This window comes from Acidovorax sp. SUPP1855 (assembly GCF_030158955.1).
Taxonomy (GTDB): domain Bacteria; phylum Pseudomonadota; class Gammaproteobacteria; order Burkholderiales; family Burkholderiaceae_C; genus Paracidovorax.
Map to the genome: position 1 here is coordinate 195,484 of NZ_BQXI01000002.1, position 23,610 is coordinate 219,093.

The 23,610-nt window shown below is 71.5% G+C and carries 16 protein-coding genes; 11 read left to right on the forward strand and 5 right to left on the reverse strand.

Features of this window, described 5'->3' with window-relative positions:
* Positions 1 to 51: 51 nt before the first annotated feature.
* Both AVMA1855_RS02570 and AVMA1855_RS02575 read right to left on the reverse strand, forming a co-directional pair.
* Complete coding sequence (locus AVMA1855_RS02570) at positions 52 to 894, reverse strand: ABC transporter permease (protein ID WP_284424479.1); 843 nt, start codon at positions 892 to 894, stop codon at positions 52 to 54.
* A 7-nt stretch (positions 895 to 901) separates the two neighbouring features.
* Positions 902 to 1,900, reverse strand: a complete 999-nt coding sequence (locus AVMA1855_RS02575; protein ID WP_284424480.1) for an aliphatic sulfonate ABC transporter substrate-binding protein — start codon at positions 1,898 to 1,900, stop codon at positions 902 to 904.
* Between the two features lie 431 nt (positions 1,901 to 2,331).
* Between AVMA1855_RS02575 and AVMA1855_RS02580 the strand changes: the two genes are divergently transcribed.
* From AVMA1855_RS02580 to ssuD, 3 genes are read left to right on the forward strand one after another with little or no spacing between them, the layout of a single operon-like run.
* Positions 2,332 to 3,543 (forward strand): acyl-CoA dehydrogenase family protein, encoded by a 1,212-nt coding sequence (locus tag AVMA1855_RS02580; protein ID WP_284424481.1) that lies wholly within the window; start codon positions 2,332 to 2,334, stop codon positions 3,541 to 3,543.
* 40 nt (positions 3,544 to 3,583) lie between these two features.
* Positions 3,584 to 4,756 (forward strand): sigma-54 interaction domain-containing protein, encoded by a 1,173-nt coding sequence (locus AVMA1855_RS02585; protein WP_284424482.1) that lies wholly within the window; start codon positions 3,584 to 3,586, stop codon positions 4,754 to 4,756.
* A complete protein-coding gene (gene ssuD, locus AVMA1855_RS02590; protein ID WP_284424483.1) occupies positions 4,753 to 5,943 on the forward strand; it encodes an FMNH2-dependent alkanesulfonate monooxygenase in 1,191 nt (396 codons plus the stop codon). The genes AVMA1855_RS02585 and ssuD overlap by 4 nt, the downstream gene beginning before the upstream one ends.
* A gap of 116 nt (positions 5,944 to 6,059) precedes the next feature.
* On the opposite strand, the gene AVMA1855_RS02595 is transcribed toward ssuD, so the two are convergent.
* Together AVMA1855_RS02595 and AVMA1855_RS02600 are read right to left on the reverse strand one after the other, a co-directional pair.
* Positions 6,060 to 6,326: a hypothetical protein gene (locus tag AVMA1855_RS02595; protein WP_284424484.1), complete on the reverse strand. Its 267-nt coding sequence runs from the start codon at positions 6,324 to 6,326 to the stop codon at positions 6,060 to 6,062.
* A gap of 88 nt (positions 6,327 to 6,414) precedes the next feature.
* Positions 6,415 to 8,313, reverse strand: a complete 1,899-nt coding sequence (locus AVMA1855_RS02600; RefSeq protein ID WP_284424485.1) for a methyl-accepting chemotaxis protein — start codon at positions 8,311 to 8,313, stop codon at positions 6,415 to 6,417.
* 200 nt (positions 8,314 to 8,513) lie between these two features.
* On the opposite strand from AVMA1855_RS02600, the gene AVMA1855_RS02605 reads away from it, so the two are divergent.
* The 8 genes from AVMA1855_RS02605 to AVMA1855_RS02640 all read left to right on the forward strand — a co-directional run bounded on the left by AVMA1855_RS02605 (position 8,514) and on the right by AVMA1855_RS02640 (position 22,605).
* Entirely contained in the window at positions 8,514 to 9,197 is a 684-nt protein-coding gene (locus AVMA1855_RS02605) for a CerR family C-terminal domain-containing protein (protein ID WP_284409757.1), read from the forward strand.
* Between the two features lie 24 nt (positions 9,198 to 9,221).
* Positions 9,222 to 10,697: an efflux transporter outer membrane subunit gene (locus AVMA1855_RS02610; RefSeq protein ID WP_284424486.1), complete on the forward strand. Its 1,476-nt coding sequence runs from the start codon at positions 9,222 to 9,224 to the stop codon at positions 10,695 to 10,697.
* Positions 10,698 to 10,780: 83 nt separating this feature from the next.
* Complete coding sequence (locus tag AVMA1855_RS02615; protein ID WP_284424487.1) at positions 10,781 to 11,980, forward strand: efflux RND transporter periplasmic adaptor subunit; 1,200 nt, start codon at positions 10,781 to 10,783, stop codon at positions 11,978 to 11,980.
* A 90-nt stretch (positions 11,981 to 12,070) separates the two neighbouring features.
* Positions 12,071 to 15,184, forward strand: coding sequence for an efflux RND transporter permease subunit (locus AVMA1855_RS02620; protein ID WP_284424488.1), 3,114 nt, complete (start codon positions 12,071 to 12,073; stop codon positions 15,182 to 15,184).
* Between the two features lie 1,393 nt (positions 15,185 to 16,577).
* Positions 16,578 to 19,046 (forward strand): hypothetical protein, encoded by a 2,469-nt coding sequence (locus AVMA1855_RS02625; RefSeq protein WP_284424489.1) that lies wholly within the window; start codon positions 16,578 to 16,580, stop codon positions 19,044 to 19,046.
* On the forward strand, positions 18,976 to 20,391 hold the full coding sequence (locus tag AVMA1855_RS02630; RefSeq protein WP_284424490.1) for a hypothetical protein: 1,416 nt from the start codon (positions 18,976 to 18,978) through the stop codon (positions 20,389 to 20,391). Before AVMA1855_RS02625 ends, AVMA1855_RS02630 begins: the two co-directional genes overlap by 71 nt.
* Before the next feature lie 254 nt (positions 20,392 to 20,645).
* A complete protein-coding gene (locus tag AVMA1855_RS02635; RefSeq protein WP_272566534.1) occupies positions 20,646 to 21,848 on the forward strand; it encodes an HD-GYP domain-containing protein in 1,203 nt (400 codons plus the stop codon).
* A gap of 151 nt (positions 21,849 to 21,999) precedes the next feature.
* Positions 22,000 to 22,605: a glutathione peroxidase gene (locus AVMA1855_RS02640; RefSeq protein WP_284424491.1), complete on the forward strand. Its 606-nt coding sequence runs from the start codon at positions 22,000 to 22,002 to the stop codon at positions 22,603 to 22,605.
* A gap of 332 nt (positions 22,606 to 22,937) precedes the next feature.
* Here the strand turns inward: AVMA1855_RS02640 and AVMA1855_RS02645 are convergent, their stop codons facing one another.
* Complete coding sequence (locus AVMA1855_RS02645; protein ID WP_272566531.1) at positions 22,938 to 23,552, reverse strand: glutathione S-transferase family protein; 615 nt, start codon at positions 23,550 to 23,552, stop codon at positions 22,938 to 22,940.
* Positions 23,553 to 23,610: the final 58 nt, after the last annotated feature.

The following is a 23,610-nucleotide window of genomic DNA, read 5'->3' on the forward strand; positions in this document are numbered from 1 at the left end:
GCGGTGGTGGCCGCAGGGGCCCTGGCGTCTTGCAATGCCGTCATCGTCGTCTCAATCGCGCGCGGTGTTGTCGTAGGTGTCGCGCCAGGCCAGCAAGCGCTTTTCCAGCCAGGCCATGCCCGTGTCGGTGACCTTGCCCAGCAGCGCCAGCAGCACGATGGCCGCCAGCACGATGTCGGCGCGGCCCATCTCGCGGCCGTCGGTCAGCAAATAGCCCAGGCCGCGCGTGGCGGCGATGAGTTCGGCCGCCACCATGAACATCCACGCCAGGCTCAGGCCGTTGCGCAGCCCGGTCAGCACCGCTGGCAGGGCGGCCGGCAGCAGCACGCGGCGCACCATGGCGACGGCGCCCAGCCGGTACATGCGGGCGGCCTCGACCAGCTTGCGGTCCACGTCGCGAAAGCCCGAGGCCACGCCCATGTAGACCGGGAAGAACGCGCCGATGGCAATCAAGGCGATCTTGGACGCCTCGTCGATGCCCAGCCACAGCAGCAGCAGCGGCACCCAGGCCAGCGACGGGATGGCGCGCAGCGCCTGGAAGGTCGGGTCCAGCAGCCCTTCGGCCCGGCGCGAGAGCCCGACCAGCGCGCCGATGGCGATCGCCAGCACGGTGCCGATGGCAAAGCCCGCCGCCACGCGCGCGCTGCTGGCCAGCACATGGCCGGCCAGGCCCTGCCCGCCGAAGGCGATCAACGTTTGCACGATCTCGGTGGGCGCGGGCAGCAGGTGCGGGCTGACCCAGCCGGCGCGCACGGCGCCTTCCCACACGGCCACCACCCCGGCCGGCAGGATCCAGCCCGTGCCCAGCGCGCTCCAGCCCCGGCGGCGCGGTGCAGTGCGGGCGGTCTCCACGGCCGGGCCGATGCCGGACCATTCCTGCGGGTGGGCGGACATGGCGCGGTCAGGCCAGCGAGGCCGCCGGCGCGTTCGTCACGCCGCGCGCGAACTGCGTGTCCACCAGGTCGGTGACCACCTTGTTCAACGCCGTGCCGGGCCGCACCAGGGCTTCGGACAGGAGCAGCGGGGCGGCGCCCTGCAGCGCGGCGATGTGTTCCTGCGAAGGCTGCGGGTTGGACAGGTCGGTGCGCAGCTTGAGCTGCAGCAGCGCCACCTCCAGGCTGACCTTGGCCTCCTCCGACAGGATCCTGGCCGCCTCGGTGGTGTGGGCCAGGATCCATTGGCGGGCGCGCTCGTAGCCGGCCAGCACGCGGCGCGTCTCGGCGGCGCGCTGGGCCAGGAACTCTTCGCGCACGTTCAAAAAACCGTAGGTGTTGAACGCCACGTTGCGGTAGATGAGGCGCGAGCCCGCATCCAGCTCGCTGGCGGCCATCAGCGGATCCAGCCCCGCCCAGGCGTCCACGCGGCCCTGTTCCAGCGCGGTGCGGCCGTCGGCGTGCTGCAGCGCAACGATCTCCACGTCGTTGCGCTTCAAGCCCGCCACCTGCAGCGAGCGCAGCAAGAAGAGGTACGGGTCGGTGCCCTTGGTGGCGGCGACCTTCTTGCCCTTGAGTTCCTTCACGGACTGGATGGGCGAATCCTTGCGCACCACCAGCGCCGTCCATTCGGGGCGCGAGAAGATGTACGGCGCGCGGATCGGGTTGCCGTTGGCCTTGGACAGCAGCGCGGCCAGCCCGGCCGAGGAGCCGATGTCGATACTGCCCGCATTGAGGTACTCCAGCGCGCGGTTGCTGCCCGCGCTGAACACCCACTTCACCGCGGTGCCGTCCTGCTTGAACGACTCTTCCAGCCAGCCGAAGCGGCGCAGCACCAGGCTGGAGGGCGAATAGGTGGCGTAGTCCAGGCGCAGTTCCTTCAGCGGCTGCGCGGCGTGCGCGGTGTGCGAGGCCAGGGGCCCGGCCAGCGCTGCGGCGCCGGCCGACAGCAGGGTGCGTCGTTGCATGGTGGTGGGTTCCCGGTGAATGCGGTGATGGTGCGGCGCAGTATCGGGCGCGGCTTGCCGCACGGCCAAGAACGTTATTCGTCTATTTTTATGAGAAACCTGCCGCCCCTGGCGTGCCGCTGACAAGCCCCTGAAAAGCCGGCCGGCTGGCCTGCACCAGCCGCTGCACGGAAGCAGCAAATTGCGCACGAATCACGCAGCAGGCCGCTGCGCGCACGGCGCGGCGGGCCGGTGCAACCCACGGCGACGCGGGTTGCACCGCGCCCCATGCCCGCCCGGCAGGCCGCGGCGCGCGCATCGGCCAAAAACCGCATAAGCACGCGCGAATTCCGCATGTGGCGAGCCCGCGCGCCTGCGCACACTGGGCCCACTCGCGGCGGCGGGCGCCCCTGGCCCCCGACCGCCCCCACCCCTTTGCCGGCGCTCCACCCATGTCCTCACGCGACCCCCAACTGCACCCGCCCGAAGCCCCGCCCACGGCGCGCGCCTCGCCCCTGCCCACCGCCCAGGCGCTGGCCGACCGGTTCGCCGCCACCGCCGCCGAGCGCGATGCCCGCGGCGGCACGCCGAAGGCCGAGCGCGATGCGCTGCGCGCCAGCGGCCTGCTGTCGCTTTCCATCCCCACCGCGCAGGGCGGCCAGGGCGCCGACTGGGCGACCACGCTGCAGACCGTGCGCACCCTCGCGCAGGCCGACAGCTCGCTGGCCCACGTCTACGGCTTTCACCACCTGCTGCTGGCCACCGTGCGCCTGTTCGCGCGGCCCGAACAGTGGGTGCCGTGGCTGGAGCAGACGGCGCGCAAGCAATGGTTCTGGGGCAACGCGCTCAACCCGCTGGACACGCGCACCGCCGTGCGCCGCATCGGCGACTGGTACGACTTCTCGGGCAAGAAGAGCTTTTGCTCGGGCGCGCTGGATTCCGAGATGCTGGTCGCCTCGGGCATCGACGAACACACCGGCCAGTTGCTGATCGCCGCCATTCCCACGGCCCGCGCAGGCATCACCCTGAACGGCGACTGGAACAGCTTCGGCCAGCGCCAGACCGACAGCGGCAGCGCCCTGTTCGAGAACGTGCGCGTGGAGGGCAGCGAGCTGCTGCGCGACCCCGGCCCGCTGACCACGCCGCGCTCGTCGCTGCGGCCGCTGCTGGCGCAGCTGGTGTTCGTGCACCTGTTCATGGGCTTGGCCGAGGGCGCGTTCGCGCAGGCGCGGCACTACACGCTGAACGAGTCGCGCCCCTGGTTCCGCTCGCCCGCCGAACGCGCCAGCGAAGACCCGTACATCCAGTCGCACTACGGCGAGTTCTTCGTCGGGCTGGAGGGCGTGCGCCTGCTGGCCGCCCAGGCCGCCGCCACGTTCGATGCGGCCTGGGCGCAAGGCGACGCGCTGGACGCCGAAGGCCGGGGCCGCGTGGCCGTGGCCGTGGCAACGGCCAAGGTGGCCTCCACCCGCGTGGGGCTGGACGTGACCAGCCGGCTTTTCGAGACCACCGGCGCGCGCGCCACCCACGGCGCGCTGCGGCTGGACCGCTTCTGGCGCAACCTGCGCACGCAGACGCTGCACGACCCGGTGGACTACAAGCTGCAGGAGCTGGGCGACTGGGCGCTGCACGCCAGGGTGCCGGCGCCGTCGTTCTATTCGTGATCGCCCGGCACGATCGCTTTCAAACTCCAGGCTGAAGACCATGGCGACCCTCCCCGCATGGCCCGCCGCACCGGCCCGCGCTGCCACCGCCACGCCCGCCGCCCCCGAGGCCGGCCTGGCGTGGATCTTCGAAGACCCGCGCTCCAAGGCGCTGCTGGCCGAGGTGGAGCAGGTGGCGCCCAGCGACGCCGGCGTGCTCATCACCGGCGAGAGCGGCACCGGCAAGGAACTGATCGCGCGCTACCTGCACAGCCGCAGCCCGCGCAGCGCCGCGCCCTTCGTGGCCGTGGGCTGCGGCGCGTTCTCCGAAGCGCTGGTCGATTCGGAACTGTTCGGCCATGAAAGCGGCGCCTTTCCCGGCGCCTTCGGCGCGCAGCCCGGCTGGTTCGAGGAAGCCCACGGCGGCACCATCTTCCTGGACGAGGTGAACGACCTGCCGCTGGCCGTGCAGAACAAGCTGCTGCGCGTGCTGCAGCAGCGCGAGGTGGTGCGCGTGGGCGGGCGCCAGCCCATTCCCATCGACGTGCGCATCGTGGCCGCCGCGTCGGTGGACCTGCAGGAGCTGGTGCGCCAGCAGCGCTTTCGCAAGGACCTGTACTACCGCCTGAACGTGGTGAGCCTGGAGGTTCACACGCTGCGCGAGCGCCCGGGCGACATCGTGCCGCTGGCGCGCCATTTCATCGACGCCTACAGCCGGCGCCTGGGCTACCCGCGCCCGCAGCTCACGCCCGCCGCCGAACGCGCGCTGCAGCAGGCGCCCTGGCCCGGCAACGTGCGCGAGCTGGAAAACACCATCCACCGCACGCTGCTGCTGGGCGAAGGCCGCACGCTGGACGCCACCGATCTGCGGCTGTCCGGCACCGCGCGGCCGGGCACCGAGCCCGAAGCCCCGGCGGCAGCGGCGCCGCCGCAGGCACCGAGCCCCTCGACACCGGGCCTGCCGCTGCTGCGCCAGGCCGTGCGCCAGCTGTGCGAAGCGCATGTGCCTGCGCTCTACCAGACGGTGGAAGACGCCGTGCTGCTGGAAGTCTTCCGCTGGTGCCACTACAGCCAGAGCGAGGCTGCGCGCGTGCTGGGCCTGAGCCGCAACGTGGTGCGCGCACGGCTGATCCGCCTGGGCGAGGTCGGCGCGCCGCGCCGCGCTGGCGCCGATGCGGGCGCGCCACCCGCCGAACTCCCACCCGACACCGATTCCGAAAGCCCTTCCCCATGAGTCCGACCCCCGACCTCTTCTGGTTCCTGCCCACCTCGGGCGACACGCGCTACCTGGGCACCTCCGACTTCGGCCGCGCGCCCACCAATGCCTACCTGCGCCAGATCGCGGTGACCTCCGAGCAGCTGGGCTACGACGGCCTGCTGATTCCCACCGGCAGTTCGTGCCTGGACCCGTGGGTGACCGCCGCCAGCCTGGTGCCCGTCACCCAGCGCATCAAGCTGCTGGTGGCCCTGCGCACCTCGCTGGGCAACCCCACCGCGTCGGCGCGGCAGGCCGCCTCGCTCGATCAGGCCCTGGGCCCCGGCCGCCTGCTGCTGAACGTGGTGCCCGGCGGCGATGCGACCGAGCTGGCGGCCGACGGCGTGTTCTACAGCCACGACGAGCGCTACGCCGCCAGCGACGAGTTCCTGACCCTCTGGCGCCGGCTGCTGCAGGGCGAGAAGGTCGACTTCGAAGGCCGGTACCTGAAGGTGCAGGGCGCGCAGAATTTCTTCACGCCCGCCACGCAGCCCTACCCGCCGCTGTACTTCGGCGGCTCGTCGCCTGCCGCGCACGCGCTGGCCGCGCGCCATGTCGATGCCTACCTGACCTGGGGCGAGCCGCCCGCCGCCGTGGCCGAGAAGATCGCCGACGTGCGCGCGCACGCCGCCGCCGCAGGCCGCGATCTCGACCGGCACCCGCTGCGCTTCGGCGTGCGCCTGCACGTCATCGTGCGCGAGACCAGCGAAGAGGCCTGGGCCGATGCCGACCGCCTCATCAGCCGGCTGACCGACGACGACATCGCCCGGGCGCAGCAGAACTACGCGCGGATGGATTCCGAGGGCCAGCGCCGCATGGCCGCGCTGCACGGTGGCCGGCGCGACCGGCTGGTGGTGGGCCCCAACCTGTGGGCTGGCGTGGGCCTGGTGCGCGGCGGCGCGGGCACCTCGCTGGTGGGCAATGCGCAGGAGGTGGCCGAGCGGCTGCAGGAATACGTGGACGTGGGCGTGGACCGCTTCGTGCTGTCGGGCTACCCGCACCTGGAAGAAGCCATCCGCTTCGCCGAACTGGTGTTTCCGCTGCTGCCCGGCAAGCAGGCGGTGACGCTGCGCGACCAATCGCTGACCGGCGGTGCGTTCGACATCCGGGCGAGCCGGCCGGCGGCGGAATCAGCGGCAGCGCCTGTGCCGGAGACCGCTCTATAAACCGCTGGCAAAAGCCATTTCAGCCATTTAGTTAATAGCAAACACCAAGATCCGATGACGATTCACGGCACGGCCACGCCTCTTTCACAAGCGAGTCCAACGCGTGTCGGCGACCATTACTGTCGGCGAAGGTACGTTGACCAAATCCAATGCGCCCCCCATGCGAAAGCCGCGCAGATGAGCATGTATGGCACCAGCGCGGCGTAAAAACCGACGGGATCTGAAGACTGAAAAATGATGCGCCCAGCACCCGCTTTTGAAAGCGCCTGCACTTTTCCCGAACTCAAGCGGTTGGCAATGCCCATCGAACATGCCAAAGCAAAACCCGCGAGGATCAGCACGCATGTCCAGTAGCCCAGTCGTTCGTACTTGGAGGATTTCATCCGTTTCCTGGCATTGCACCCACGGCCCGCTTGCGCTGACAGCCCCCGCTTCGGCACCCAAAGCATGCACGGAGGGTGCTAGATCGTCCTAGAAGGTTTCCCAGTCGTCGTCCGACCGCGATGACGGCGCGGGCGCCGGGCGCGGCGCAGCGGCCCGGGGAGCGGCCGGTGCCGGTGTGGCAGGTGCCTTGGGCTTGGCGGCCGGGGCGGACAGCGCGGGCGCGTTCGCGGCGGGTTTGGCGGTGGAGGGAGCCGCGGATTTCGCAGCCGGCTTCGGTGCCGGCGATGCCGCCGCGGCGGGCGAAGGCGTGGCCGAGACGGCCGGGCGCGCCGGCACCGGCCGGGCCGCCACGCGGGCGGGTGCCGCGACCGGGGCCGCACTGCGTGGCGCGGCAGCGGGTGCTGGCGCCGCCAGCGGCACCGCGCTCGCGTCCACGCGGAACTGCGAGACAGCCTCGCGCAGGCGCTTGGCCTGCTCTTCCAGCGACGAGGCCGCCGCCGCCGACTCTTCCACCAGCGCCGCGTTCTGCTGCGTGGCTTGGTCCATCTGCACCACGGCCTGGTTCACCTGGTCGATGCCCGAGGACTGCTCGGTGGAGGCGGCCGAGATCTCGCCCATGATGTCCGTCACGCGCTGCACCGAGGCCACGATCTCCTGCATGGTCGCGCCCGCGCGCTCCACCTGGGCCGAGCCCGCGCCCACCTTGCCCACCGACTCGTCGATCAGGCCCTTGATCTCCTTGGCGGCGGTGGCGCTGCGCTGGGCCAGGGCCCGCACCTCGCTGGCCACGACGGCGAAGCCCCGGCCCTGCTCGCCGGCACGCGCCGCTTCCACGGCCGCATTCAGCGCGAGGATATTGGTCTGGAAGGCGATGCCGTCGATCACCGCGACGATGTCCGCGATGCGGCGCGAGCTGCCCGCGATCTCCTGCATCGTCGCCACCACCTCGCCGACCGCCGCGCCGCCGCGCTGGGCCACCGCCATGCTGCTGGCGGCCAGCTGGTTGGCCTGGCGCGCGCTGTCGGCGTTCTGCTTCACGGTGGACGACAGCTGCTCCATGCTGGCGGCGGTTTCCTCCAGCGACGCGGCCTGCTGCTCGGTGCGTCCGCTCAGGTCGCCGTTACCCAGTGCGATCTCGCGCGAGCCGGTGTGGATCTCTTCCACGCCCTGGCGCACCTGCGTGACCATGCGCGCCAGGCCCTCCTGCATGGTGCGCGCTGCGCCCATCAGGCGGCCGATCTCGTTGGACGAGCGCACCTCGATGCGCGTGGTGAGGTCGCCCTGGGCGACCTTTTCCAGCAGCGCGCCGGCGTCGTCCAGCGGCGCCAGCACGTTGCGGCGGATGAACACCCAGCACAGGACCGCCAGCACCACGCCCACCACCACCAGCACGCCGGCCGCGATCTCGGCGATGTACAGCAGCCGCACCGACTGCGCCTGCAGGGCATTGCCGCGCTCGCCTTCGGCATCGAAGAGCTGCTTCATCAGCCCCTCCATGTCCGCCAGCAGCTTGTTGCGCTGGGCGACGATCTCCTTGCCGCTGTATTCGGTCTCGTTGCCGCCGGCCAGGCCCACGGCGCCGCGCTGCACCAGGGCGGCGTAGGCGTCGAAGGCGGTGATCATCGACGTGGCGAGCTGGCGCTCCTGCGCCCAGTCGGCGGGCAGGCCCTGCGCCACGGACTGCAGGATGGGGCGCGCCTCCTGCATGGATTTCTCGGCGCGCGTGGTCTGCGACCGCACGCTGTCGGGCGGGTCGCCGCGCAGCACGTTGCGGTGGCCCACGGCCAGGGCGACGCGGTTGTCCCACATGCGGATCTCGGCCTGCTTGAGCGCAAGCATGTCGCGGGTCGTGCGGTCCTGCACCTCGCCGGCCATCACGCCGGCGCGGGTGCCCACCCAACCCACCCCCACCGAGACCAGCAGTGCGCCGGTGAAAAACAGCAGCACCAGCAGCAGCGCCACCCGGATGGAAAGATTCCTGAACATGCCAACCCCTTGATCGAACCGGTCCACGGCGGACCACAACCCACACCATTTGCAACAAAAAGTTTGCCAGAAAAAGCCGACAAAACATGTCGGCTACCCGGTTGATTTCGACCAGTGTGTCGGCTCAGCCACGCCCGCCGCCCACGGTGGCCCCGGGGTTTAAAACAAACGTTTGATTTATCGTGGTCTAATCCGCCGCGATGTCTCCCACCAGCCCTCCCGCCGCCCCGGCCGACGCCGCCGCCGGCACCCCCACGGCCCGACTGCGGCTGCTGCATGCGGCGCTGCGGCTGTTCGCCGAGCACGGCTACGCCAAGACGTCGATCCGCGCCATCGCGCAGGCCGCCCAGGCCAACGTGGCGGCCGTGAGCTACTACTTCGGCGACAAGGCGGCCCTGTATGCCGCGCTGTTTTCCGAGCCGTTCGGCGACATGCCTTCGCTGGTGGCGGACTTCACCCGCGACGGGCTCGACCTGCGCGAGGCGATGCAGCGCTACTTTCGCGGCGTGCTGGCCCCGCTGCAGCACGGCGAGATGGCGCGCCAGTTCATGCGGCTGCACATCCGCGAGATGCTGGAGCCCACCGGCCAGTGGGAAAAGGAACTGGAGCAGGACGTGCGCCAGCCCCACGACGCCATGGTGCGGCTGCTGGGCCGGCACCTGGGCGTGGCCCGCCCCGACGACGACCTGCACCGGCTGGTGCTGGCCATCACCGGCCTGGCCTTCCAGATCTGGTGCCAGCAGGAAGTGCTGGCCGCGATGGAGCCGCAACTGCTGGCCACCCCCGAAGCCGTGGACGCCTGGACCGGCCGACTCACCGAATACGCGCTCGCCATGGTGGCGGCCGAGCAGGCGCTGCGCGCGCCGGCCGCGGCCCCCCGCTAGCGCCATGCCTTTTTCTGGTTGCCCATGAAAACACCCCCAACGCACCGCCGCCCCCGCGCCCTGCTGGCCCTCGCCCTGCCCCTGTGGCTGGCCGCCTGCGCCGTCCCCAGCCCCGCCCCGCGCGTGGAGGCGCCCACGCCCGCCGGCTGGCAGGCGCCGCTGCCCCACCAGGGCAGCGTGGCCGACCTGTCCCGCTGGTGGGAGCGCGCCGGCGACCCGCTGCTGGCCGAGCTGATCGCCTCGGCGCAGGACATCAGCCCGAGCGTGGCGCAGGCCCGGGCGCGCCTGGCGCAGGCCCGCGCGGCCCGGGTGAGCGCGCGCGCCGCGCTGCTGCCCTCGCTGGACGGGCAGGCCAGCGCGAGCCGCGGCGTGAACGAGCAGGTGGGCGGCCTGGCCAGCACGGCCCAGGCCGCGCTGCAGGCCAGCTGGGAGGTGGACCTGTTCGGCGGCAACGCCGCCGCCAACCAGGCCGCGCTGCAGCGGCTGGCCGGCGCCCAGGCGCAGTGGCACGAGGCGCGCGTTTCCGTCGCGGCCGAAGTCGCCACGCAGTACAGCAGCTGGCGCCAGTGCCTGGCGCTGGCGGAGGTGGCCGCCTCCGATGCCGCCTCGCGCGGGCAGACCGCGCAACTGTCGCGCCTGAGCGAGCGGGCCGGCTTCACCGCCCCGGCCACGCTCGCCCTGGCGCAGGCCAGCGAGGCCGAGGGCCGCGTGCGCGCCGAGCAGCAGCGCATGGCCTGCGAGATCGATCTCAAGACCCTGGTGGCCCTCACCGGCCGGGACGAATCCGCGCTGCGCGCCCGCGCCGCCGCCACGCCGCTGGCGCCGGCGCCCGACGCGCTCTTCGCCATCGAGGCCCTGCCGGCACGCGTGCTGGCCCAGCGGCCCGACGTGTACGCGGCCGAGCGCGAGGTGGCGGCCACCAGCGCCGACGTGGGCAGCGCCCGCGCCCAGCAGTTGCCGCGCCTCACGCTCAGCGGCTCGGTGGGCCGCGGCTGGGTGCGCACGGGTGGGGCCAGCATCACCTCCAACACCTGGTCCATCGGGCCGGTGGGGCTGTCGCTGCCGATCTTCGATGCGGGCCGGCGCGCGGCGCAGGTGGATTCCGCCGAGGCGCAGTACGACGCGGCCGTGCAGCAGTACCGCGGCACGGTGCGCCAGGCCGTGAGCGAGGTCGAGCAGGCGCTGGTGCGCCTGGCCAGCACGGCCGCGCGCAGCACCGATGCGCAGCGCGCCGCGGACGGCTACCGCGCCTCGTTCACCGCCACCGAGGCGCGCTGGCGCGGCGGGCTGGCCAGCCTGGTCGAGCTGGAGGATTCGCGCCGCACGGCGCTGGCCTCCGAGACCGCGCTCATCACCCTGCGGCAGGAGCGCATGGCGGCCTGGATCGGCCTGTACCGCGCCGCAGGCGGCGGCTGGGAGGCCGAGGCCACGCCGCAGGCCGCCGCGGCGGCGCCGATGCCCGCCTCGACCCTGGCGCCTTCCGCCATGCCCGCCCGGTGAGCCGCCATGCACCGCCGCACCGCTCGCAATCGTCTCCCGCTTTGTCTTCAGTCGTCATCGTTGACCGCATGAATGGAACCCCCATGCAGCGCATGAAATTCACCCCCTCTTCCCTCCCTGCGGCGCTGGCCGTGCTGGCCGTGTGCGTGCTCGCCGCCGCCGGCGCGCTGATGGCCGCCGGCCCCTCGCGCGCGGCGGACGACGCCAAGAGCGCCAAGGCCGGCGAGCCAAGGCCCGCGCTTACCGTCACCACCACGCAGCCCACGCGCACCTCGCTGGCGCAGCGCCTGCCCGCCAACGGGAACGTCGCCGCGTGGCAGGAGGCCAGCATCGGCACCGAAAGCAGCGGCCTGCGCCTGACCGACGTGCGCGTGAACGTGGGCGACACGGTGCGCGCCGGCCAGGTGCTGGCCACCTTCGCGCCCGAGACGCTGCAGGCCGACGTGGCCCAGGCCCGCGCGAGCCTGCTGGAGGCCCGCGCGAGCGCCGCCGAGGCCGCCGCCAACGCCGAGCGCGCCCGCACGCTGCAGGCCAGCGGCGCCCTGAGCCAGCAGCAGATCCAGCAGTACTCGACCGCCGGCGAGACCGCCCAGGCCCGCGTGGAGGCGGCGCAGGCGGCCCTCAACGCGCAGCAGCTGCGGCTCAAGCACGCCCAGGTGCTGGCGCCGGACAGCGGCGTCATCTCGTCGCGCACGGCCACCGTGGGCGCGGTGCTGGGCGCGGGCACCGAACTCTTTCGCATGGTGCGCAAGGGCCGCCTGGAATGGCGCGCCGAGGTCACCTCCAACGACCTGCCGCGCATCCGCCCCGGCAGCCAGGTGATCGTCACGGCCGCCAGCGGCGCGCAGGTGCCGGGCACCGTGCGCATGATCGCCCCCACCGTCGATCCGCAGACGCGCAACGGCCTGGTCTATGTGGACCTGCCCATCCACCCCGATGTGCGCGCGGGCATGTTCGCGCGCGGCGATTTTCTGCTCGGCCAGCGCGATGCGCTCAGCGTGCCGCAGTCGTCGGTGGTGGTGCGCGACGGCTTCAGCAGCGTGTTCGAGATCGGCGAGGGCAGCCGCGTGGTGATGCGCCGCGTGCAGACCGGCCAGCGCACGGGCGACCGGGTGGAGATCGTCTCGGGCCTGCAGCCGGGCGTGACGGTGGTCGAGCGTGGCGGCGCGTTCCTGAACGACGGCGACCTGGTGCGCGTGCAGGCCGCAGCGCCCGCAGCAGCGGCGTCCGCGCCGGCGCCCCGGCCCGCGGCATCTGCACCAAAAGTGCCTGCAGCACAATGAATACCAGGGCATCATGCTATTAAATAAGGAGCAAAACATGCTTTTGCCCGGTTGCCACCGCGGCCCTGCTGCCGCCCGCAAGGACCTGCCATGAACCTCTCCGCCTGGTCCATCCGAAACCCGATTCCGGCCGCGATGCTGTTCGTGCTGCTCTCCTTCGCGGGGATGCTGTCGTTCCACGCGATGAAGGTGCAGAAATTTCCCGACATGGACCTGCCCGTGGTCATGGTCACCGCGTCGCTGCCGGGCGCGGCGCCGGGGCAGCTGGAAACCGACGTGGCGCGCAAGATCGAGAACGCCATCGCCACCACGCAGGGCCTCAAGCACATCACCTCGACCCTGGTGGACGGCACGGCCACCATCGCGGCCGAGTTCCAGCTCGAAAAGCCGGTGCAGGAAGCAGTGGACGACGTGCGCTCGGCCGTGAGCCGCGTGCGCGCCGACCTGCCGGCCGACCTGCGCGACCCCATCGTTGCCAAGCTCGAACTGTCGTCCCAGCCCATCCTGGCGTTCGCCATCGCGTCCGACCGCCTGGACGACGAGGCGCTGTCGTGGTTCGTGGACGACACCCTCACCCGCCGCCTGCTGGCCGTGCCGGGCGTGGGTGCGGTGAACCGCGTGGGCGGCGTGTCGCGCGAGGTGCGCGTGTCGCTCGACCCGCTGCGCCTGCAGGCCCTGCGGGCCACGGCGGCCGACGTGTCGCGCCAGCTGCGCCAGGTGCAGATCGAGAGCGCGGGCGGCCGCGCCGACCTCGGCGGCGCGGAGCAGCCCGTGCGCACCATCGCCACCGTGCAGACGGCGCAGGAGATCGGCGCCATGGACATCCCGCTCACCGACGGCCGCCACATCCGGCTCGACCAAGTGGCCACCATCAGCGACACGGTGGCCGAGCAGCGCACCGCCGCGCTGCTGGACGGCAAGCCGGTGATCGGCTTCGAGGTCTCGCGCAGCCGCGGCGCCAGCGAGGTCGAGGTGGGCGCGGGCGTGCAGCGGGCGCTGGACAAGCTCCAGGCCGAGCGGCCCGACCTGCACCTCACGCGCACGGTCGATTTCGTGGACATCGCCAGCGACGAGTACGACAGCTCCATGCGCCTGCTGTACGAGGGCGCCATCCTGGCCGTGGTCGTGGTGTGGCTCTTCCTGCGCGACTGGCGCGCGACCATCGTCTCGGCCGTGGCGCTGCCGCTGTCGGTCATCCCGGCCTTCATCGGCATGCACCTGCTGGGCTTTTCCATCAACATCATCACGCTGCTGGCGCTGTCGCTGGTGGTGGGCATCCTGGTGGACGACGCCATCGTGGAGGTGGAGAACATCGTGCGCCACCTGCGCATGGGCAAGTCGCCCTACCAGGCGGCGATGGAGGCGGCCGACGAGATCGGCCTGGCAGTGATCGCCACCACCTTCACGCTGATCGCCGTGTTCCTGCCCACCGCGTTCATGAGCGGCATCGCCGGGCGCTTTTTCAAGCAGTTCGGCTGGACGGCGGCGCTGGCGGTGTTCGCCTCGCTGGTGGTGGCGCGGCTGCTCACGCCCATGATGGCCGCCTACATCATGAAACCCATGGTGGCGCAGGAGAAGGAGCCGCGCTGGCTGGGCACCTACATGCGCGCTTCGGCCTGGTGCCTGCGCCACCGCGTGATCACGCTGCTGGGCGCGCTGCTGTTCTTCGCCGGCTCGATCGCGCTGATCCCGCTGCTGCCCTCGGGTTTCATCCCGGCCGACGACAACGCGCAGACCCAGGTCAACCTGGAGCTGCCGCCCGGCAGCCTGCTGGCCGACGCCCGCGTGGCGGTGGCGCAGGCCACCGAGCGCGTGCAGCGCGTGGGCCACGTGGCGAGCATCTACACCACCATCGGCGGCGGCTCGGCCGGCTCCGACCCGTTCGCCGGGGCGGGCGTGGGCGACCCGCGCAAGGCCACGCTCACCCTGCGCATGGACCCGCGCGGCGAGCGCCCGCGCAAGCAGGTCATCGAGCAGCAGCTGCGCGCCGCGCTGGAAGACCTGCCCGGCGTGCGCGTGAAGATCGGGCTGGGCGGCTCCAACGACAAGTACGTGCTGGCCCTGGCCAGCGAAGACCCGCAGGCCCTGGCCACGGCCGCGCAGGCGGTCGAGCGCGGCATCCGCACCATCCCGGGCATCGGCGGCGTGAGCTCCACCGCCAGCCTGGTGCGCCCCGAGATCGCCGTGCGCCCGGACTTCGCGCGCGCCGCCGACCTGGGCGTGACCAGCAGCGCCATCGCCGAGACCCTGCGCGTGGCCACGGTGGGCGACTACGACCAGTACCTGCCGAAGCTGAACCTGGCGCAGCGCCAGGTGCCCATCGTAGTGCGCCTGGACAACGCGGCGCGCGAGGACCTGTCGGTGCTGGAGCGCCTCACGGTGCCCGGCGCCCGCGGGCCGGTGCGGCTGGGCGAGGTCGCCACGCTGGAGGTGGCGGGCGGGCCGGCCGTCATCAGCCGCTACGACCGCTCGCGCAACGTCAACTTCGAGATCGAGCTGGGCGCGCGTGGCCTGGGCGAGGTGACCGAGGCCGTCAAGCAGCTGCCCGCCGTCGCCCAGTTGCCCGCGAGCGTGCGCCTGATCGACGTGGGCGATGCCGAGATGATGGGCGAGCTGTTCGCCAGCTTCGGCCTGGCGATGCTCACGGGCGTGATCTGCATCTACCTCGTGCTGGTGCTGCTGTTCAAGGACTTCCTGCAGCCGGTGACCATCCTGGCGGCGCTGCCGCTGTCGCTGGGCGGGGCGTTCGTGGCGCTGCTGGTGGCGGGCAAGAGCTTTTCGATGCCCTCGCTCATCGGGCTCATCATGCTGATGGGCATCGCCACCAAGAACTCCATCCTGCTGGTGGAGTACGCCATCGTGGCGCGCCGCGACCAGGGCATGAGCCGCTGGGACGCGCTGCTGGACGCCTGCCACAAGCGCGCGCGACCCATCATCATGACCACGCTCGCCATGGGCGCCGGCATGATGCCCATCGCCCTGGCGCTGGGCAGCGCCGACATGAGCTTTCGCTCGCCCATGGCGGTGGCGGTGATCGGCGGGCTCATCACCTCGACCGTGCTCAGCCTGCTGGTGGTGCCGGCGGTGTTCACCTACGTGGACGACTTCGCGCAATGGTTCCAGCGCCGGGTGATGCGGCGGCCCGTGCCGCCGCCGCGCCCCCCACAGGCACCCGGCGCGCCCGAAGCGCCGCACCCGCTGTGAGTGGCTGCGCGCCGGCGCCCTGCCGCCGACGGAGCCGCCCGCCCCTCTAGCACAGGGTTTGAACCGCCGCGCCCAGCGCGCGGCGGCCGGTTCGCCTATCGGCGCACGGATTCGCATCGCCGGGACGGCCGCAAGGACTTGTATACAACCATGGGATTCCAGAAGAATTCCAGGGAGACAGGACCATGCGTGCCAACCATTCAGGGGAAATCCAGCCGGTCGGCCTGCCCCCGTCCACGCCTGCACAGTCGGCCCCCCCCGGTGCCGGATGCCCCGGAGCGCAGCGCCAGCCTGAAGGGGCCGGACGGGCTCGCTTCGCGCGGCAAGAGCGGATCGGCGGCGGTCTACACCACGGCCAACATGGCGCAGCGCTCGGACCGGACCGTCCTGTCCAAGCTCAAAAGCCTCTGGAAGGGCGGCAAGACCACGGCCAACGCCAGCCTGGGCCCGCTGGCGGTGGGCACGCAGACCCAGCACCCGGTGGTGCGGCACAACCAGGTGCAGGCACCGCGGTTCGAGGCGGACGGACGGGTGCCCCTGCCCAACACCACCAAGACCGAGCTGGCGCAGGCCGTGAAGGAGGCGCTGCACCAGCTGGAGACCGGCCAGGGCCCGGGCGCCGAGGGATCAGGCCGAACCGGCGGCGTGGCGGGCACGGCGGCGTACTGGGCGCAGCAGGCTCTGTCCGTGCTGTCGCTGGGCAAGGGCCCTGCCAGCGTGCCCAGCGATGCGCTGGAGATGTTCTATGAAGCCGGGGGCCTCAAGGCCGGAGGCCAGAGCAGCCAGGGCAGCGCCACGGCGGAAACGAAGTCCATCGTGCTGGGCCATCTGGAAGGCTTGGTCCATGCCGAGAAGGCCAAGGCGACCATCCACCTGGCCACCCAGGCCGCATTGCCCGATGGCGCGCGCGTGAACACGGAAGGCGCACTGCAACAGCTGACCGACGCCGCCAAGGCCGCCGAGCAGCGCTCCAAGGATGCGGCGACCGCCGCCAACGCCAGGATGGTCGCCGAACTGCTCTCGGGCGTGCCCGAACCCGTGCAGCCCCGGCTGCAGGCGGCCACCGACACGCTGGTCGCGGCACTGAACCACGGCACCAAGGTGCCCGACGTGCTGGCCGTCGAGCTGCTGATCAACACCGCCCGCGACACCTTTGCCGGCGACCCCGAAGGGCTGGCGACGGCCATGGAAGACCTGTCGCACAGCCCGCCTGGTCGGACTGGTGCACGACGCCTTGCAGTCCTCCGGCCAGGACAACGAAACCCGCGCCGAGCAGGCGCCGCTGTCGCGCCTGGCGTGCGCGATCGCCGGGCCGTCGGGCGGCATGCGCATGCTGGCCAGGATGACGGACCCTCCCGCCGCCGGGACCCGGCAGGATGCCCTGCAGGTGGCCATGTCGGCGATGCTGCATCTGCAGTCGACCCTGCAGCAGGACGGCCCCGGGGCGGCCGAGGCCCCGGCGGACTTGGACTTGATGCGCGCTGCGGTGGAGCATGCGGTCGAGCTGGCCCAGCCACGGCACCACCCGGTGCCCGAATCCGAGCGGACGGTGGCGCAGCGCACCGCGTTCCATTGCCTGCAGAACGGGTTCGCAACCAAGGCGCAGGGCTCCAGCTACGACCGCGTGCGCCAGCGGCTGCTGCAGTTCAGCGACGGGGCGCTCGACCAGACCAGCCAGCGCAATGCGCGGGCGGCGTCGGGGCGGCTGGGGCGCTTGCGTAACTGGCTGACAGGCGGGCTGCCCAAGGCCATCGTCAAGAACTCGGCGGGCATGGAAGGGCTGCTGGCGCCTGCGCTGCCCGCCATCGCGTCCTGGCTGCCCGGCGCGCAGCCGACGATGTGGCGCAAGTCGGTCATGCGCAAGATGACCGCCGCCGCCGGCGAGAACGGCATGCTGCCGCGCCGCGACGAGGCGGTGGCATCGCTGCACCGCACGGCCACCGACCTGCGCATCGATCTGCAGTCGCGCGCAGGGGCCGGCGCGTCGCCGGCCGAAACCCTGATGCTCGGGGTGCTGACGGAGCTGGGGCTGGGCGGAGACACGCCGGCCCCCTCGCAGAGCACGCTCAAGCACCTGGGCAAGGACCTGTTCCAGAAAGTGGAGGCCCACCTGGGGGCCGAGGGCATGGCCGGGCTGCCCCCCGACCTGGCCGCGGACTGGCAAGCGCTGCGCGGCAGCCGCCCCAATGTCGGGCACATCCTGCGGGTGCTGAGCGAGCACACCGATCTGCGGGCCCTGGCCGATGGCACGCTGTCGCCCACGGTGGGCCCCACCCAGGTCGCCCGGGGCCTGCGCACCGATGCCATCGCCCACGAAGCCATCGGCGGCTTCCATGAGATCGCCGAAGCGGCCAGGGCCGCGGCCGGCGCGGAGGCGCCGCAGACCCGGGCACTGGCCGACCTGATGGTGGTGTCGGCCGACCTGCTGGCCAAGGTGAAGCCCGCGGCCGCCTTGCGGTCCCTGCGCATCGACACCTTCGAGGCCATCGAGAGCAAGCTCACCCAGGACTGGCTCAAGACCCTGCCCGAGGGCGAGCGCCCGTCCCGGGAAGAGGCCCTCGACCAGGTGCAGAACGCCTGGCCCGCTTCGGTACGTAGCGCCTGGTCCCAGATGAAGGAATCGGGCGACGATGCGGGCCGGCTGATGCGCACCCTGGTCGATGCGGCCCTGGCCGTGCCATGGAGCCCGCCCGCGGCCAGCACCGGCGCGGCGTCCAGCAGCACCGCGCCCCGCACGGTGGCCGATACCGTGAAAACGGCGGCGCCCGCGCTGCAGGCCCTGCAGCGGGACGTGCACGTGAACCGCTTCGAGCTGTGCGTGTCGGACACCATCACGCTGTTCAACGACCTGCGCGGCCCGGCCGACGCGGCCGAAGTGATGAAGTCGCTGTCGCAGCGCATCAGCCTGGGCGAGAAGATCAAAAGCAGCGATGCGCGGCTGGCCCGGCTGGAGCTGGGCAAGGCCGTGTCGGTGACCACCGCCACGCCGGAACTCGTCACGCCGATCGCGGGCATCGGCCTGGGGCACGAGCGCTCGATGGACCTGAACATGGTCGGCGCGGCCATGCAGATGCAGATCGCCACGGCGGACTCCAAGAACGCCAACGTGGGGCTCAGCGTGGGCCTGCGGCGCGAGCTGGGGAACCAGGACCACGAGTTCAACCTGGGCGATGACGAAGCGGGCATCGCGCTGCGCTTCGACATGCGCCTGGAGGCCGGCGGCGAGACCTCGCGCACCGAGGGCGTGAGCCTGCGCATGCAGCGCACCGCCTCCCATGAAGACACCTTGCGGCGGCACTTCGCCGATGCGCTCATTGCCATGGCCCACGGCGGCGGCGCATCGACGGAAGGGGCCCTGGAGATGGACCCGCTGGCCCACCTGCTGGAGCACTTTCCCGCCCTGGCCGTGGCCGAACTGTCCAACACCAAACGCAGCCGCACGTCCGAGATGGCCATCGGCGCCAACGCCATGGTGCGCGCGCGGGCCCCGGGACCGCGACGAGGACGACCGCAAGGCCACGCGGCGCGCCATCGGCGTGGGCGTGCAGGCGGGGGTCGCCAGCAGCAACCAGCGGTCGCGCTCGGTGCAGACGGAAAGCCGTTCGGGGCTGAACGTGGAAGAGTACAAACTGTCGGCGCAGCACCGGGCCGATGTCCGCGCGAGCGCCAACGCCAGCCTGGGGCTGGTGCCGGCGTCCAAACACGATCCGGAAAAGGCGGCCCAGGCGCGCGGGGCCGGGCTGGACTTTCGCAAGCAACTGGCCAACAGCGGGGTCGATACCACGCTGCGCATGACGACCCGCCATGGCGAAACCTGGGCCGACCAGACCCAGATGATCCGGGAGTTCGAAGACCTGGATGATTTTCTGGCCGAACTCGAACCCCGGATGCACGAGTTCGTTTCGGTCATGGCCGCCCGCGACGGCGTGCCGCATGCCTCGGCGGAAGAAAAGACCGGCCGCGCCTGGCTGCGCCTGCAGGACACCCTGGTCCAGGCTGCGCAGGCCAGCGCGCCCGGCATGACGTTTTCCGTGGTGACCAAGCTGCGCCCCCAGGCGGCCGAGGCCTACGACAAGCTGCAGGGCCTGGCACAGCAGGCCACCGGAACGGGCCAGAAAGCCGCCGCCGCAGCGCAGCAGGCGACCCAGGCCGCCCGGCGAGCCACCATGGAAAGCCAGCAGGCCCAGACCGCCGTCCGGCGGGCCGCTGCCGCGGGCCAGCCCGCCGAGGCACTGGCCCAGCAAGAAGCCGCGGCACGATTGCGGGACGAGGCTGCCACCCAGCAGGCCGAGGCAGGGCGCCAGCAGGCCATCGCACAGGCACAGCAGGCCAAGGCCGACGGCTACCGGGCCAAGGTGCGCACCCTGCTGGACAGCCACGACGCCTGGACCGCCAACAACCTGCAATTCAAGACGAAGGCCAAGGACGAGGCATCGCAGAGCGCCGCCCTCGGCATGCTGCAGGGCAAGGCGGCGTCGGAGTCCACCCGGCTGCACGAATTCCTGCCAGCTGGCTCCCAGCAGGTGGGCCGCACCCCGCAGCAGCACGCCGCGGCCCCCGAAGACCACTCGGCACGATGGGCGCCGAAATTCGCCCCGGTGGCGCAGAACCCCGAGCCCAGGCCCGATCCCGAAGCGGAAGTCGAAATCGAAAGGGAGCCGGCGGCGGCCGCCGATCCCCAGGCGGTCTGGCGGGCCCGCGCCGAGGCCCAGGCCACCAAGCTCACGGTCCAGGCACAACAGCAAGCGCAAGGCCTCTTCACCCGGGCTAACGACGGCGTGAACAAGGCGCAGGAGCCCGAGGAGCGGACCTGCAGACGCCCCAAGCCCCGGCCGTGGAACCCCCACCAACGCGGCAACGGCGCCCGACGCTGGGCCAGTTGTTCAAGGAGCCGTTCAGCGACCAGCACCCCCTTCACCCGCTCCCCAGGCCGCCGGTCATCGCCAGCCCCTCCTTGCAGGACTGGGTGCCTGAAGACGATCGTGTGGACAGCGAGCCGTCCGAGAGCTATCCCCTTCCGCTGCCACCCGAGGGGACCACCCAGCCCGCGAGCGCAGCGGGACGCCGGGCCACGCCTGCGGGCGCACGTTGGGCCCCCACGACCCCGCAGCCCATGCCCCTGCCCACGCCGGAGTCCGTCGGGGCTACGGGCCGCGCGGTACCGCGGCCCGTGCCCCCCAACTTCGACCCACGGCGGCCCCCCGTGACCCCGCAGCCCCTTCCGCTGCCCACGCCGCCGGCCGGCCGCAGCGCCGGATCCGGCGTGGACGCGTCCCGACCCACGCCCTGACGGCGGGCCGTGCGCGACGCTGGCGGACCCGCGCGGGCGCTGCTGAATGAACGGGGGCGGCCACACGCCACCGCCCCGGGCCACCACCAGGAAGCGGCGAACAACGGTGGGTTCCCGCCATTGCGCCGGCTTTCAAGGCGCACCCGTGCGCCCATAATGCGGCGACTCACCATGAACCTCGTTGCGCTGAACATCGAATCGATCCAGCTCGGCTCCCCGCTTCCCTTCATCCTGCGCGGGGCCGATGGCGTGCTGCTGGCGCAAAAAGGCTACGTGATCCGCACGCGCAACGAGCTGGACGTCCTGCTGTCGCGCGGCCTGCAGCTGTGCGTGGACACCGACGAATCGGGCGACAGCCACCGCGCCTATCTGGCGCAGCTGCAGCAGATGCTGATGTCCGACACCTCGCTCGGCCAGATCGCCTCCATGAAGATCAGCGCCGGGGCCCAGTCCTCGCGCGACCGCGCCGAAGGCGGCCCGCCCGATTGGCCGGGGCTGCAGCTGCGGGCCACGCAGTTGCTGCGCGCGCCGCAGGCGCATGACTTTCCCGACCGCTTCGATGCGCTGCACCGCGAACTCGCCCTGCACTGCCGCCAGAGCCCCGACGCGGTCCTGCTCGCCCTCATCTACCTGTCCGGCCACGAAACCCGGCAGTACAGCGGCACCCACGCCATGCTCGTGGCCTGCGTGTGCATGCTGGTCGCCGTCGAGCAATTGCGCTGGCCGGTGGAGCGCGTGATGCAGACCGGGCGTGCGGCGCTGTCCATGAACATCGCCATGACCGCGCTGCAGGACCAGCTGGCCGTGCAGGCCCAGCCGCTCACCTCGGACCAGATCGCCGCGGTGGAAAGCCATGCCGCCCGATCCGAGACCCTGCTGCGCCAGCTGGGCGTGCACGACCCGGTGTGGCTGGAAGCCGTGCGCTGCCACCACCACCGCTCGCCGGGCCCGCTGGCCGACAAGAGCGAAGGCGAGCAGATCGCCCGGCTGATCCAGCGCGCGGACGTGTTCGGCGCCCGCCTGGCCCCGCGCGCCTCGCGCGCGCCGATGCCCGTCACCGCGGCGATGCAGGCGAGCTACTACGACGAATCGCACCAGGTGGACGAAGCCGGTTCGGCCTTGGTGAAAACCCTGGGCGTGTACCCGCCGGGCGCGTTCGTGCGGCTGGTGAGCCAGGAGATCGCCGTCACCCTGCGCCGCGGCGGCAGCGCCACCACGCCGCGCGTGGCCGTGGTGCTCAACCGCAACGGCATGCCTACCGGAGAGCTCATTCCGCGCGACACCGCCCAGCCGGCCTGGAAGGTGACCGGCGCCATCGCCCAGCGCGATGTGCGCGTGCAGTTGCAGTTGAACCGCTTGCTGAGCCTGGTCTGAGACCGTTTTTCAGGGCCGCTCCTGTCAGCGACGGCCTCCTGGAGCGCGCGGAGGTGGGACTTTTCCGCCGATTTGCGCCAAACTCGTTCGTGAGCCGCTGCCACTCGTGATCCAGCCACAGTCCGTGGCGCCCCTTCATCAGGAGACCTCCATGCTGCGCCGAGTCCTTTGCCTTGCCCTGGCGGCTGCGCCGCTCGCCCTGTCCGGCCTTCCCGCGCGGGCCGCGGGCCCGGCGGCCACGACGGAAGACGGCACCTGCCCGCCCCTGCTGCGCCACACCCCCCTGCGCCTGCAGGACGAACTGCCCCAGCCGCTGTGCCAGTACCGCAACAAGGTGCTGCTGATCGTCAATACGGCCAGCTACTGCGGCTTCACGGGGCAGTACCAGGGGCTGGAGGCCCTGCACGCGCGCTACAAGGACCGGGGGCTGGTGGTGCTGGGGTTTCCTTCCAACGATTTCTCCCAGGAGGGCGGCAGCAATGCGCAGATCGCCGACTTCTGCGAGAGCACCTTCGGCGTCAAGTTTCCGATGTTCGCCAAGAGCCGGGTCGTCGGGGCCGATGCCTCGCCGCTGTACCGGGAACTGAAAGCCCAGGCCGGCGAGGCGCCCCGCTGGAACTTCCACAAGTACCTGGTGGGCAGGGACGGCAAGGTGGCCGGCAGTTTCGCCAGCGTGGTGGAGCCGGGCGACCCCCGGCTGGTGCGCGCGATCGAGCAGCAACTGGACGCCGGGCGACCGAAACCGTCACCGTTCTGAAACGGTTCCGTGATATGGAAATGGTTACATTTTCTGATGATTTTAACCACCAGACCCCTGGAACTTCACGGGATCGTCACTACTCTAGTAACCAGTGCAGGCGGTGACGCCCGCCCCCCCGATCAACCCCTTTACTGTTGCGAAGCCTTTTGAACCCTGGTGGTTCGACTGAAACCCTGAAGCACTTCTCCTCCCTCCCTCTCTAAATTCGTTTCGGGACGCTTCGCAACTTTTTTATTCCGCCAAAAAACAAAGCGCGCAACCTTCGCAGGTTGCGCGCTTTTGGCTTTGTGGGCGCCGCTTTTTGTCAGTCAGCGCGCCGGGGCGATCGATCAGGCAGGCCGTGTGTCGGCGAAGCTCACGCGCTGCTCCAGCTTGTCCAGCAGGCGGGCGAGGTTGGCATGCTCGGCACGCCATTCGATTTCGGGAAAGCGAAAACCGATCCAGCCCAGCGCGCAACCCACGGCGATGTCGGACAGGCTCATGTGGATGCCGCTGCAGTAGGGCTTCTCGCCCAGGCCCTGGGCCATGGCCTTGATGCCCGCCTCGACCTTGCCGAGCTGCCGGTCGATCCACGCCTGGCTGCGTTCGCCCTCCTGGCGGCCGGCCCAGCGCGACTCGAGCCGGGCGAGCACGCCCGCGTCCATCACGCCGTCGGCCAGGGCCTCCCAGGTCTTGACCTCGGCGCGCTCCCGCCCTTGCGTGGGAATCAGCCGGCCCACGGGCGAGAGGGTGTCCAGGTACTCGACGATCACGCGCGAATCGAACACGGCCTCTCCGCCTTCCATCACCAGGCACGGCACCTTGCCCAGCGGGTTGGAGGTGGCGATGGTGGTGTCCTCGGCCCAGACGTCTTCCTCGATGAAGCGGTAGTCCAGCTTCTTCTCGGCCATCACGATGCGCACCTTGCGCACATAGGGGCTGGCTGAGGATCCGATCAATTTCATGGTGTTCTTCCGGGCACGGCAGGGGACGGGGACAAGGCCGCTGATTTTATGGGCAGTC